The sequence below is a fragment of the uncultured Pseudomonas sp. genome, assembly GCF_913777995.1.
Classification (GTDB): domain Bacteria; phylum Pseudomonadota; class Gammaproteobacteria; order Pseudomonadales; family Pseudomonadaceae; genus Aquipseudomonas.
The window spans coordinates 1-12,734 of sequence record NZ_CAJYVE010000019.1 but is presented as its reverse complement, the minus strand read 5'-3'; the positions used below and the strand labels follow the sequence as shown (position 1 = coordinate 12,734).

Below are 12,734 nucleotides of genomic sequence, written 5' to 3'. Positions count from 1 at the left end.
GCTTGCGGCCCGAACTGGCTTGTCCGATGCTTGCCCGGCAAGGTTACCGACAACAAGCCCCGTACCCGGAGAGCACCATGAAGACCGTTGCCCAACTGCTCAAACTCAAACCCGAAGCGCACCGCCAGGTCCACAGCATCGCCCCGAATGCGCTGGTCATCGATGCGCTGCGCCTGATGGCCGAGAAGAACATCGGCGCCCTGGCCGTGGTCGAGAACGGTGCCGTCATCGGCGTGGTGAGCGAACGTGACTATGCCCGCAAGATGGTGCTGCTGGGCCGCTCCTCGGTCGGTACACCGGTCAGCGCCATCATGAGCAGCAAGGTGATCACCGTGGACTCGGCGCAGAACGTCGAGACCTGCATGAACCTGATGACCGACCACCACCTGCGACACCTGCCGGTGGTCGACAACGGCGAACTGCTCGGCCTGCTGTCGATCGGTGACCTGGTCAAGGAAGCGATCGCGGAACAGGCCAGCCTGATTCAGCAGCTGGAGCAGTATATTCGCGGGGAGTGACGCCACCTGAGGCCGCTGCTTGGGGTCGTGCAGACGCTAGCGGAATCCGGCGCAGCGGCCTGGCCGCAAGAAAGGCCGGCCCAGGCACAAGTCCAGTGCGGCTGAACCTGTGCTGGCGAGGCTTGATGGAAAACTCAGTCGTCGAGGGCCGCCGCAGCGCCCTTGCCGCTCTTCGCCGCTTTCGGCGCCGGAGCTGGCGCTTCTGGGGCCGCAGCGGCCGGAGCCGGTGCAGCGGCTTCCTTCTCGCGCATCGGCATCTGGTCGATGGTGGCGAAGATTTCCTTGGGCTCGATGCTGTCGGCCTCGATCTTCTTCTCGCCGTCCTTGCCTACCAGAATGACGCGGGTCTTGTTGCCCGCGCCCAGTTTCAGCTCACGGATCAGCGCCATGGTCGCTTGCGCGTCCATACCTTTGCCGTTGCGCTCGCCGATGGTGTTCACCACGGTGTACAGCACCATGTTGCGCTGCGCGAACGCCTCGCGATTGGCCGGTTCTTCCAGGGCCTTCTTGAGATGCACCAGGGTCGGGTCGGTGGGGCTGGGCGCGATGATGATCAGAGGCCTGGCCTTGCCGCGCTCCTGCGCCAGCGGCGTGTCGCCATCGGCGGCGAACACCGGCGCGGCGGCCAGCAACAGGGTGGCAAGGGTCAGTGACCGGATAGGCATGGGGAGCTCCTTGTAAATCCATGGGTCGGCATGTTGCGATGTGATTCGCAAATCCCATGTGGGTTTCTACCCCATGTGAGTCCTTTCGGTACAGCGCAAATTTCACCCGCCCGGCCAGTGGTGCCTCAGGCCAGCAGGCTGTGCAGTGCTTCGACGATCCTCTGCGCTTGCGCGCGCGCCAGGGTGAGCGGCGGCAGCAGACGCACCACCCGGCCACGGGTGACATTGATCAGCAGGCCCTGCTCACGGGCTGCCGCCAGGGCCAGACCCGGAATGGCCGAGTGCAGCTCGATGCCGATCATCAGCCCCAGCCCGCGCACCTCGGCCACCTTCGCGCAATCCGCCAGGCGCGCCTGCAGGGCCGCCAGCAGGTACTCGCCCTGCTCGCGGGCATTATTGACCAATTGTTGCCGCTCGATGACTTCCAGCACGGTGCAGCCTGCCCGACAGGCCAGGGGGTTGCCACCGAAGGTACTGCCGTGGCTGCCGGGGGTGAACAGGCCGGCGGCCTGCCCCCTGGCCAGGCAGGCACCAATGGGCACGCCGTTGCCAAGCCCTTTGGCCAGGGTCATGACATCCGGCACGATGCCGGCGTGCTCGGTGGCGAACCACCGACCGGTACGCCCCAGCCCGGTCTGGATCTCATCGACCATGAACAGCCAGCCGCGCCGCGCGCAGCGCGCCTGCAGCGCTTGCAGATAACCTGCCGGGGCGACCCGCACCCCGGCCTCACCCTGCACCGGTTCTACCAGCACCGCCGAAATGCGTGCGCCGTGACGGGCGCAGGCCTGGTCGAAGGCCGCCAGGTCGCCGAACGGCACGCGCAGCACATCCCCCGGCAACTTCGCGAATCCCAGACGTACCGCCGGGCCGTCGCTGGCGGCAAGGGTCCCCAGGGTACGACCATGGAAGGCGTCTTCCATGACCACCACCAGGGGCTGTTCGATGCCCTTGTACCAGCCGTGCAGCCGGGCGAGCTTGAGGGCCGCCTCGTTGGCTTCGGCACCGGAATTGCAAAAGAACACCTTTTCCAGTCCGGACAGGCGTACCAGGGCACGCGCCAGACGTTGCTGCCAGTCAATGCCGTACAGGTTGGAGGTGTGCAACAGTAACCCGGCCTGCTCGCTGATCGCCTCAACCAGCGCGGGGTGTGCGTGCCCGATGTTGGTCACCGCGACCCCGGCCACCGCGTCAAGGTATTCACGCCCGTCCTGGTCCCACAGGCGCGTATCGAGGCCACGTACGAAGTTCAAGGGCATCGGCTGGTAGGTGCTCATCAGGCAATCGGCGGTCATTACGGCGGGCTCCATGGTGGTACGGGGTTGCCTTGCAGTATCGTTAGCCACCCTTGCTGGATAAACCCGGCAAAACTTCAAAATCTTTCAAGTGTGAGTTGTCAATGGATCTATTCCAGGCCATGTCGGTGTTCGTCAAAGTGGTCGAGTCCGGCAGCATGACCGCCGCAGCCCGCGAATGTGCGATTTCCACCACAATGGTGGGTAATCACCTGCGCGCGCTGGAGCAACGCCTGGGGGTCGGCCTGCTCAAGCGCACCACGCGCCGCCAGCGTCTCACCGAGTTTGGCGAGGCCTATTACCAGCGTTGCACCGAGGTGCTGGGCCTGGTCGCCGACTCCGAGCAGCTCGCCGAGCAGACCGTCGGCGAACCCATCGGCACGCTGCGCATCACCGCGCCGCTGACCTTCGGCTCCGAGCGCCTGGCCCCGGCCCTGCATGGCTTCCACCAGCGTTATCCACGCATCCGCCTGGACGTGATGCTCAGCAACCAGCGCACCGACCTGCTGGAGTCCGGCTTCGACGCCGGCATCCGCATGGGGACGCTGCCCTCCTCGACGCGCCTTGTGGCCAGGCCGCTGCAGGACTACACCCTGACCATCTGCGCCGCGCCCGCCTACCTGGCGCGCCACGGCACCCCGCAGGTCCCCGAAGCGCTCAGCCAGCACGCTTGCCTGGCCTTCGCCTACCCGGCCGGCGACGACTGGAGCACCGTCGAACGAAAATGGCGGCTTCATGGCATGGATGGCGAGATCGAGGTCCCGGTTTCCGGCCCCCTGACCCTCAATAACACCGCCGCGCTGTACCAGGCAGCGCGCAGTGGCATGGGTATCGTGATGCTGCCCGATGCGCTTGTCGAAGAGGACCTGGCCCGCGGCCGTCTGATCGCCCTGCTGCCCGAATACGGCCTGCCCAGCCGCCCGATGCACCTGATCTACCCGCAGGATCGCTATCGATTGCCAAAACTGCGCGCTTTCGTCGACTACGTGCTGGAACAGTGGGGCAAGCCGGCCGACTGAGCGCTGGCCGCAGCGCGTTCACACAAGGCCTCGAGCAGCGGCGCGATGGCCATGCTGTGGCTGTCGAAGCGAAACTCCGCGTCGACAGGCGCCTCGAACGGCGCGTCCCAGCCGGTGAGGTTGTGCAACTCGCCACGACGCGCCTTGGCATAAAGCCCCTTGGGGTCACGCGCCATGCACACTTCCAGGCAGGTGCTGACATGCACCTCGGTAAATTGCCCGATCGCGAACAGCCGGCGCACCCGCTGACGGTCCTCGGCGAACGGTGAAACGAACGCGCAGATCACGTGCAGCCCGGCACGCTGCAACAGCAGCGCCACTTCGCCAGCACGACGGATGTTTTCGCGGCGGTCGGCATCGCTCATGCCCAGGTCGGCGCACAGCCCACGGCGCAACTCATCGCCATCGAGCACCAGGGCACGCAGGCCCTGCGCGTCGAGACGTTGCGCCAGCGCCCTGGCCAGGGTGGTCTTGCCCGCTGCCGGCAGTCCGGTCAGCCAGAATACGTGGCCCGCGCCTGCGGCGGCGCTGGACGGTACGGAGGGGGAATCTGAAGCGTGACTGGGCATGGTCTTCCTTGCATGACGAATGGCGCACTCCTGGCGTGACGGTAACGCCAAGCCCGAAGCTCGGCAAGCCAGGCTTGCAGGGCGGCGCCTCTGACGCATAAGGTGCGCCACACGCTTGAAACTGCAAGGACTTCCATGATCAGCATCCGCCCCATGACCCGCGAAGACTTCGCGCTGTTCTGGCCAACCTTCCAGGCCGTCGTCGCCGCTCAGGAAACCTACGCCTACGACCCCGCGCTGAACGCCGAGCAGGCCGCCGCCCTGTGGCTGGACCTGCCGCTGCACACCCTGGTCGCCGAAGAGGACGGCCAACTGCTGGGCAGCTACTACCTCAAGGCCAACGCCGCCGGGCCCGGCAATCATGTGTGCAATTGCGGCTACATGGTCGCCGAGGCCGCACGAGGTCGCGGTGTGGCCAGGCTGATGTGCGAGCACTCGCAGCAGCTGGCGCGGCAGAGCGGTTTCCAGGCCATGCAGTTCAACTCCGTGGTGGCCTGCAATACGGTGGCAGTCGGGCTATGGACCCGTCTGGGCTTCGAGACCGTCGGGCGTCTGCCCAAGGCCTACCGGCATGCGCGGCAGGGGTTGGTGGACTGCCTGGTGATGTACAAGTGGCTGGGCCCTGACACTCGACCCGAACGGCCGATGCTGATCGGGCGCAAGAACATCGAGTCGGTGGTCTCCCGGCCACGGCGGCGTTGAGCGCACGGTCGTTCGCGCCTCTCTTTTCGGCACAGGGGACCTCAGTCGCAAAAAGCTTCCGGGCTGAAGCCGGTCCCACCGGGCCAGCGCGCCTGCACCCTGTGGCTATCCGGCACGAGGTGACACCCGTTCACTCCTTGACTTCGCTGAGCGCGAAACGCTGGCCCTTGATGTCGCGCACCTCGTTGCCGACGATCCAGGCCATGGTATGGCCGTCGTGATCGACCAGGCGTTGCGGCGTGCCCAGACTCAGGGTCCCGATTTCACCGCTCCAGTCGCGGCGCGGATCGTGCTCCAGGTAGGCGTACACCTTGCGCTCGCGGATGCGCCACACAGGATGGGCCTTGCGGGTCGAGATCACGTCGTAGGTCAGGTTGGGGTTGAACAGGGCTGCGGCAGTCATGGCTGGCTCCGTGTGCGGTGAGGTGGCTGACTGCACGTTGAAGCCACGGGGAATGAGGCAGGATAGACCGGCCTCAAGGCCTCCCGTTTAAACCAGCCGACCAGCTGCACGCCCCGTCATCCGGGGCCTGCAGGCTGGGCGGCTGGCCATCATCGGGTGCTTTGCAGCGCGGCGGGCGGCTGCAGCAGTACGCGGGTGACCCGTCGCTCTTCGACAGCGGCGACCTGCAGCTTCCAGCCCTGGTATTCAAGGCTGTCGCCGATCACCGGCAGACGGTCGAGCAGGCTCATCACCAGGCCGGCAAGGGTCTGGTAGTCCTCGGTGACACGCGCCTGAAAACCGGTGCGCTCGCGGATCAGGTTGAGGTTGAGGGCACCGGAGACCAGGAAATCATCGCCTTGCACGACGACATCCGGGCCGGCCATTTCGCTGGCGTCGGGCAACTGGCCAGCGATGGACTCAAGGATGTCGGTCATGCTGAGGATGCCGATGAAATCACCGAACTCGTTGACCACGAAGGCGATGTGCGTCGACTCCTTGCGCATCTGCTCCAGGGCGTTGAGGATCGAGAAGTTCTCCAGCAGGTTGATCGCCTTGCGCGCCATCAGGGCCATGTCCGGCTCATTGCCGGCCAACAGCTCACGCAGCAGCTCTTTCTTGTGCACGTAGCCTTGCGGTTCGTCGATGCCGCCCTCGCCCACCAGCGGCAGGCGCGACACCGAAGAATGCATCAGCTTCAGGCGGATCTTCTCGGCGTCATCCTTGAGGTCGATGTATTCCACCTCGGCGCGCGGGGTCATCACCGTACGGATCGGGCGCTCGGCCAGCTGCAGCACGCCGCTGATCATCACCCGCTCGCGGCGGTCGAACACCGCTTCTTCACTGCCCGAGGCATCTTCGACCAGGTCGCTGATCTCTTCGTCCACCGAGCCTTCCTCCAGCTTGCGCCCACCCAGCAGGCGCATCACCGCGTGGGCGGCACGCTCGCGGCGTGGCAGGCTGCCATGCGCCGAAGCCTTGCGGCGCTTGCGGGCAATCTGGTTGAACAGCTCGATGAGGATCGAGAAGCCGATGGCCGCGTACAGGTAACCTTTCGGAATGTGGAAGCCCAGGCCTTCGGCGGTGAGGCTGAAGCCGATCATCATCAGGAAGCCCAGGCACAGCATGATCACCGTCGGGTGTGCGTTGACGAACCTGGTCAGCGGCTTGCTGGCGACGATCATCACACCAATGGAGATGATCACGGCGATCATCATCACCGACAGGTGCTCGACCATGCCCACGGCGGTAATCACCGCGTCGAGCGAGAACACCGCATCAAGCACCACGATCTGCGCGACGATCGGCCAGAACAGGGCGTAGCTACCGGTGGTGGCGCGCTGGCTGACATGGCCTTCCAGGCGTTCATGCAATTCCATCGTGGCCTTGAACAGCAGGAATACACCACCGAACAGCATGATCAGGTCGCGCCCGGAGAAGCTCTGGCCGAACACTTCGAACAGCGGCGTGGTGAGGGTCACCATCCACGAGATACTGGCCAACAGGCCCAGACGCATCAACAGCGCCAGGGTCAGGCCGATGATCCGCGCCTTGTCGCGCTGGTGCGGTGGCAACTTGTCGGCGAGGATGGCGATGAACACCAGGTTATCGATACCCAGAACCAGTTCCAGCACGATGAGAGTGAGCAGGCCAAGCCATGCCGTGGGATCAGCAATCCATTCCATGAGGTCAGTTCTTCTGGCAGATATGAGGGGCAGACGTCAGCACGCGGTCAGCCAGGACCGGGCTTTGCTCGAGGACAGAGACGCTGATACGGGAAAGGCAGGCCGACTGGCCGTGCCGCAAGCTGTCGCTGCGGGCGCAGCGAGCGATCGAGAATGGCGTGGAAACGCGATTGCGGCGATTGGGAGGTTCCTGGAGGGTGTTCATGGCATCCTGAAATTCAATACGGGAGCAAATCCTACAACAGCGAGTCACATTTCAATGTTCGGATAAGTATTACAAAGCTTGACCGAGACACTGAGATGATCGCGATCACGGCCCTGCTGCGACAATAAGCCACAGTCCTGCGGCGACCAGTTGTCAGACAACAGTGCTTCAGCGCTGGAGATCAAGGCCTGATTTGTTTTAAGATATTGCCAATTCGACGAATGACCCCGTGTCGCGAACTGCCTTTCTGGCAGCGACCGCAGATCCGGTGCATCGTCAGACTAATAAGAAAGCCCGTCCCTATGACGGGCTTTTTGCGTTTTCAGGATCTGCAAATTGCGGTCGACCCGGCGTTGCCAGGCTGGCCATCCTTTTCATACGAACTCATCGAGGCCCATTTCCATGCTGCGGTATGTAGTATCCCACCTGTCCCAATGGCTTAAACGTTTTTCCTCGGAACAGGACCCACGTCACCATGCCGACAAACGCTATGCTCGCGACTTCACCCGCGAACAGGAGCGCGAGGCCAGCTGGAGCCTGTCGAGCATCCTGCTGGTGGTGGCTCTGAGCGCCTACTGCCTGGGTGGGTTGGGTTACTACGCCAAGACGCACATCTGGGACACCATGAGCGAAGCGCAGAAGGAACAGATGGCCCAGGCAATGATCGTCAGCGCGCAGAACCTCTGACGCGCGGCTGCCCGCCAGGCCCACAAGGGGAAGCATGACGCTTCCCCTTTTTCTTGCGTTCCTTTTTCATCGGCCCGCGGGCGACGCCCGGCGGGCCTGAGCTGTTAAGATGTGCGGCTTGTTTGTCGACGACTTCCGCCATGACTCCGCAATCCCTCGCTGTCCTGCACCAGCATCTGCTCGATGCCCTGTCCCCCGCACCGACCGAAACTCGCCGCCTGTTCCATGGCCGTGGCCGGGTATGGCCGGGACTGGAGCACATCACCGTGGACTGGCTGCAGGGCGTGGTACTGGTGGCACTGTTCCGCGAGCCTGAGCCGCACGAGCTGGATGCCCTGCGCCAGCAGCTGCACGAGTGGACCACCTCCGCGCCATGGCGGGACAGCCAGGCGCACAGCCTGCTGCTGCAGCACCGCTACAAACCGCAAAGCGACAGCGAATGGCTGCTCGGCGAGCCGGTCGAGCATTGGCTGATCAGCGAAGGCGGTCTGCGCTTCAAGCTGGACCTGGGCCGCAAGCAGAACACCGGGCTGTTCCTCGACATGCGCCTTGGTCGCGACTGGGTGCGCCAGCAGGCGGCAGGCAAGCGCGTACTCAATCTTTTCGCCTACACCTGCGGCTTTTCCGTGGCCGCCATCGCCGGCGGCGCGCAGCAGGTGGTCAACCTGGACATGGCCAAGGCCGCGCTCAGCCGTGGCCGGGAAAACCACAAGCTCAACGACCACGACCTGGGCCGGGTGAGTTTTCTCGGCCATGACCTGTTCAATTCCTGGGGCAAGGTCAGCCGCAGCGGCCCCTACGACTTGATCATCGTTGACCCGCCGTCCTTCCAGAAAGGCAGCTTCGTGCTCGACAAGGACTACCAGCGGGTGCTGCGCCGTCTGCCGCAGCTGCTCAGCCCCGATGGGCGGGTGCTGGCGTGCATGAACGATCCGGCCATTGGCCCGCAATTTCTCATCGAGCAGACGGCCCGCGAGGCGCCGCAGCTGCAGTTCGTCGAACGCCTGGACAACCCGCCAGAGTTTCCCGATGCCAGTGTCGATGGCAGCCTCAAGGTGCTGGTCTTCGCTCTGGACGAGAACGCACCGTCAACCGAACCGGAGTTTCAAGCATGACTCAGCTTCCCAAGCACGGCGCCGTGTTGTTCGGCAAGGACCTGCCAGGCCTGGCACAGTTCTACCGGCAGGTCGCCGGCCTGCAGGTCACTGTGCAGCAAGCGCGATTGATCGTCATGGAATCGGCCACCTATCAGTTGGTCCTGCACGCGGTGCCAGCAGAGGTCGCCAAACGCCTGGAGATCACCCGTCCGCCGGCGCTGCGCCAGGACCTGCCGGTCAAGCTGGTGTTCCCCGTCGCCAGCCTGGCGGCCGCCCGGCAACAGGCTGAACAGTGCGGCGGCGGTCTTGGCACCCCCGCCCAGGAGTGGGAGGCACGCAACTTCAGGGCCTGCGACGGTTTCGACCCAGAGGGCAACGTGGTGCAGCTGCGCGAAGCGGCCGGCGAATAAACCGACAACCTCCGTCCAGTACGCGGGTCAGACTCCCTGAAAGGCGGCGCTACGCCGGGCATAGAGCCGGTCGATCATGCTATCGTCACAAGCGATTGGACGATTGCGCAGGCGCCCCGCAAGCTGGCGGTTGTCATGAGTGGTGAGGGTGAAATGGCTGAATCTGTCCTGATGGACCGTTTTGCACGCAAGGTCGACTATCTGCGCCTGTCGGTGACGGATCGTTGCGACTTTCGCTGCGTGTACTGCATGGCCGAAGACATGACCTTCCTGCCCCGCCAGCAGATCCTCAGCCTTGAAGAGCTCTACCAGGTTGCCGAAAGCTTCGTCGCCCTGGGCACCCGCAAGATCCGCCTGACCGGCGGCGAACCCCTGGTACGCTCCGGCATCGTCGGCCTGTGCGAGCGCATCGCCGCCCTGCCCGGCCTGCGCGAACTGTGCTTGACCACCAACGGCTCTCAACTGGGCAAACTGGCCGCGCCGCTGTATCAGGCCGGGGTACGGCGCCTGAACATCAGCCTCGACAGCCTCGACCCGCAACGCTTCCGTGAATTGACCCGTACCGGCGACCTGCAGCAGGTCATCGCCGGCATAGATGCCGCCATCGCCGCCGGTTTCACCCATACCAAGCTCAACTGCGTGGTCATGCAAGGCCGCAACGATCACGAGATCAACGACCTGGTGGCGTTTGCCGCCGAACGCCAGCTGGACATCTCCTTCATCGAAGAAATGCCCCTGGGCGCGATCAGCGAGCACAGCCGCAAGGAAGCTTTCTTTTCCAGCGAAGCGGTGCGCCAGCGTATCGCCGAGCGCTACACGCTGCTGCCCTCCACCGAGTCGACCCAGGGCCCGTCGCGCTACTGGCGCGTCGCCGAGGCACCGGCCATCCGCATCGGCTTCATCTCGCCGCACAGCCATAACTTCTGCGCCACCTGCAACCGCGTACGACTCACCGTCGAAGGCCGCCTGCTGTTGTGCCTGGGCAACGAGCATTCGGCCGATCTGAAAGCCGTGCTGCGCGCCAACCCCGGCCAGCCGCAAGTGCTGCGCGAGGCCATCGTCCAGGCCATGCAGCTCAAGCCCTGGAGCCACGATTTCCGGCTCGATGACGAAGTACAGGTGGTGCGTTTCATGAACATGACCGGCGGCTGACCGGCGTCATTTGCCACAAGGTTGTGCGGGTAGCGGTTACTGTGACAGCGACCGGGTTCGGTCGAGGGCGGGCTCGCAGGCTCGCAGGCTCGGTGGGAAAATAGACAGAAGAGCCAGCGACGTGGTCTAGACCCGTTGGTCACTTCAGCGCCGCGCGCTGGCTCCATGAGATCAACGCTATCCCATTATGGCCGGGTGATACAACCGGCACGTGCTACATGTCCCGGTTTTGCAACAGAATGAAGACAGCGCCACCAGAACCGTGGCGCCGTCCCCTCGGGACTAGGCGACGCGGGCACTGGGACGCGCCTGGTGCCAAGCGTGGCGCAGGCAGCCCAGCTGCTCCTCGATGAAGTCCCGGTCGGCGGCGGCCTTCTTGCCGACATAGCCCAGACCACGCCGGTACATCGGCAATGCCGCGCACAATTGCGGCTGGGCATCGCGGAACGCCTGTTCCTCGGTATGCGGTGTCATGGGGTCCAGGCGGACTTCACCCGCGCGGGTGATCCAGAGTACGTGGCTGTCCAGGGTGTCCTTGCGGGCGGCAAACAGACGAGCCAGTTCATCAATGGTCAGGGTGTTGATAGTCATGTTGATGCTCCTTCGCTCGTTCACTGTTTCAAATCAAATGGCTTGATACATCGACTCGGCGCCGAACAGGCGGTGAACGCGACGATACGTGGCGTGCCACCGGAACCATCCGGGCTTGAAGGAGATGCAGGTAGCCTTGACGGGAAGCCACTACAGCGCGGCGTCGGATCCAGAGGAAGAACAGCGAAAGCCGATTACTCGACTGGCGATCGGGAACAGATCAGCCACAAGCGCGTCATGAGGTCGGTTCGCCAGCTCTCGCCTGTAACGACGGTCGGCCGGGTCATCTACGTCAATCTGCCTTGTGGGCAGCCTACATCCTGGAACATCCCGACGGCTTGTCGGGCCTGTTCTGTACACCTTTGCAGCACTCCCGATCGGGGAGATGGCCTCATCATGCAAAACGAAAAGGCAGACGTCAACAAGTTTTGTAGTGAATATTTCAGACCACTACAAAACTTGTCAGTCTGCCTGTGACCGCGTATTCCAGAAGCGGCGCGGGCCGCCGCCGGACGAGATCAGCGAGCGCTGAGCGCCGAGTAGCTGTTCATCAGGTTGCGGTAGTTGGGCAAGCGCTGGCTGAGCAGGTTGCCCAGGCCTTCGATGTCGTTGCGCCAGTCGCGGTGCAGCTCACAGGCCACCGAGAACCAGTTCATCAGGTGCGCACCTGCGGCAGTCATCCGCGCCCAGGCAGCCTGCTGTACGGTTTCGTTAAACGTACCGGAGGCGTCGGTGACCACGAACACTTCGAAGCCTTCGGCAATGGCCGAGAGCGTCGGGAACGCCACGCAGACATCGGTGACCACACCGGCGATGATCAGTTGCTTGCGACCGGTGGCCTTGACCGCCTTGACGAAGTCTTCGTTGTCCCAGGCGTTGATCTGCCCAGGGCGTGGAATGTACGGCGCGTCCGGGAACTGCTCTTTCAGCTCCGGCACCAGCGGGCCGTTGGGACCTTGCTCGAAGCTGGTGGTGAGGATGGTCGGCAGGTTGAAGAACTTGGCCAGGTCGGCCAGCGCCAGCACGTTGTTCTTGAACTTGTCCGGCTCGATGTCGCGGACCAGCGACAGCAGGCCTGCCTGGTGGTCCACCAGCAGTACGGCGGCGTCGTCTTTGTTCAGGCGGTTGTAGGTGAATTGGCTCATGGTCTGTACTCCCAAATGTGTCTTCGATGTGCGGTAGGTGGGGTAGTGCGCGTTGATGAGTACAGATTAAAAACATCACCTTTGATGCGGTAGACTGCAAAAATTGTCTGTAGCGTTCTATCTGGAGAACGATCTTGGAAGACCTGAATTCCCTCTATTTCTTCACCCAGGTCGTCGAGCATGGCGGCTTCGCCCCGGCGGGCCGGGCGCTGGACATGCCCAAGTCGAAACTCAGCCGGCGCATCGCCGACCTGGAAGACCGTCTTGGCGTTCGCCTGCTGCACCGTACCAGCCGCCACTGCTCGCTGACCGAGATCGGCCAGGCCTACTACAACCGTTGCCTGGCCATGCGTGTGGAAGCCGAGGGCGCGGCAGAGATCATCGAGCGCAACCGCAGCGAACCACGTGGCCTGGTGCGTATCAGTTGCCCCACTACCCTGCTCAACTCGTGGGTCGGGCCGATGCTCACGCGCTACATGCTCAAGTACCCACAGGTGGAGCTGTTCATCGAAAGCACCAACCGTCGCGTCGACCTGTTGCATGAAGGCTTCG

15 protein-coding genes are annotated in these 12,734 nt (G+C 63.8%); 8 read left to right on the top strand and 7 right to left on the bottom strand.

Going from position 1 to position 12,734, the window contains the following annotated elements; all coding sequences use genetic code 11:
- Positions 1–77 precede the first annotated feature (77 nt).
- Positions 78–518, top strand: a complete 441-nt coding sequence (locus QZ497_RS07935; protein WP_295472893.1) for a CBS domain-containing protein — start codon at positions 78–80, stop codon at positions 516–518.
- A gap of 134 nt (positions 519–652) precedes the next feature.
- Here the strand turns inward: QZ497_RS07935 and QZ497_RS07930 are convergent, their stop codons facing one another.
- Together QZ497_RS07930 and QZ497_RS07925 are read right to left on the bottom strand one after the other, a co-directional pair.
- The gene (locus tag QZ497_RS07930; RefSeq protein ID WP_295472891.1) at positions 653–1,183 is read right to left on the bottom strand and encodes a DUF4174 domain-containing protein; all 531 of its coding nucleotides are present in this window, start codon (positions 1,181–1,183) and stop codon (positions 653–655) included.
- Between the two features lie 125 nt (positions 1,184–1,308).
- Positions 1,309–2,478 (bottom strand): aspartate aminotransferase family protein, encoded by a 1,170-nt coding sequence (locus QZ497_RS07925; protein WP_295472889.1) that lies wholly within the window; start codon positions 2,476–2,478, stop codon positions 1,309–1,311.
- 104 nt (positions 2,479–2,582) lie between these two features.
- On the opposite strand from QZ497_RS07925, the gene QZ497_RS07920 reads away from it, so the two are divergent.
- Positions 2,583–3,497 (top strand): LysR family transcriptional regulator, encoded by a 915-nt coding sequence (locus QZ497_RS07920; protein ID WP_295472887.1) that lies wholly within the window; start codon positions 2,583–2,585, stop codon positions 3,495–3,497.
- Here QZ497_RS07920 and cysC read toward each other — a convergent pair.
- Positions 3,461–4,066: an adenylyl-sulfate kinase gene (cysC, locus tag QZ497_RS07915; protein ID WP_295472885.1), complete on the bottom strand. Its 606-nt coding sequence runs from the start codon at positions 4,064–4,066 to the stop codon at positions 3,461–3,463. The two genes, QZ497_RS07920 and cysC, sit on opposite strands and share 37 nt — an antisense overlap.
- A gap of 135 nt (positions 4,067–4,201) precedes the next feature.
- Here cysC and QZ497_RS07910 point away from each other — a divergent pair, with 135 nt between their 5' ends.
- Positions 4,202–4,768 carry a GNAT family N-acetyltransferase gene (locus tag QZ497_RS07910; RefSeq protein WP_295472883.1) on the top strand — a complete coding sequence of 189 codons (567 nt, stop codon included), beginning with the start codon at positions 4,202–4,204 and terminating at the stop codon, positions 4,766–4,768.
- A 130-nt stretch (positions 4,769–4,898) separates the two neighbouring features.
- Here the strand turns inward: QZ497_RS07910 and QZ497_RS07905 are convergent, their stop codons facing one another.
- Together QZ497_RS07905 and QZ497_RS07900 are read right to left on the bottom strand one after the other, a co-directional pair.
- Positions 4,899–5,171: a hypothetical protein gene (locus tag QZ497_RS07905; RefSeq protein ID WP_295472882.1), complete on the bottom strand. Its 273-nt coding sequence runs from the start codon at positions 5,169–5,171 to the stop codon at positions 4,899–4,901.
- A 149-nt stretch (positions 5,172–5,320) separates the two neighbouring features.
- On the bottom strand, positions 5,321–6,895 hold the full coding sequence (locus QZ497_RS07900; RefSeq protein ID WP_295472880.1) for a TerC family protein: 1,575 nt from the start codon (positions 6,893–6,895) through the stop codon (positions 5,321–5,323).
- A 607-nt stretch (positions 6,896–7,502) separates the two neighbouring features.
- Here QZ497_RS07900 and QZ497_RS07895 point away from each other — a divergent pair.
- From QZ497_RS07895 to moaA, 4 genes are all read left to right on the top strand, one after another.
- Positions 7,503–7,787, top strand: coding sequence for a hypothetical protein (locus QZ497_RS07895; RefSeq protein WP_295472879.1), 285 nt, complete (start codon positions 7,503–7,505; stop codon positions 7,785–7,787).
- 140 nt (positions 7,788–7,927) lie between these two features.
- Complete coding sequence (locus QZ497_RS07890; RefSeq protein ID WP_295472877.1) at positions 7,928–8,902, top strand: class I SAM-dependent methyltransferase; 975 nt, start codon at positions 7,928–7,930, stop codon at positions 8,900–8,902.
- Positions 8,899–9,294, top strand: a complete 396-nt coding sequence (locus QZ497_RS07885; RefSeq protein WP_295472875.1) for a VOC family protein — start codon at positions 8,899–8,901, stop codon at positions 9,292–9,294. Before QZ497_RS07890 ends, QZ497_RS07885 begins: the two co-directional genes overlap by 4 nt.
- A 153-nt stretch (positions 9,295–9,447) precedes the next feature.
- The gene (gene moaA, locus QZ497_RS07880) at positions 9,448–10,446 is read left to right on the top strand and encodes a GTP 3',8-cyclase MoaA (protein WP_295472873.1); all 999 of its coding nucleotides are present in this window, start codon (positions 9,448–9,450) and stop codon (positions 10,444–10,446) included.
- 282 nt (positions 10,447–10,728) lie between these two features.
- Here moaA and QZ497_RS07875 read toward each other — a convergent pair whose 3' ends face one another.
- A complete protein-coding gene (locus QZ497_RS07875; protein WP_295472871.1) occupies positions 10,729–11,037 on the bottom strand; it encodes a hypothetical protein in 309 nt (102 codons plus the stop codon).
- Between the two features lie 518 nt (positions 11,038–11,555).
- Entirely contained in the window at positions 11,556–12,182 is a 627-nt protein-coding gene (ycaC, locus tag QZ497_RS07870; protein WP_295472869.1) for an isochorismate family cysteine hydrolase YcaC, read from the bottom strand.
- Positions 12,183–12,316: 134 nt separating this feature from the next.
- Here ycaC and QZ497_RS07865 point away from each other — a divergent pair.
- Positions 12,317–12,734, top strand: a 418-nt coding sequence (locus tag QZ497_RS07865; protein WP_295472867.1) for a LysR family transcriptional regulator, incomplete at its 3' end; no start/stop codon positions are given.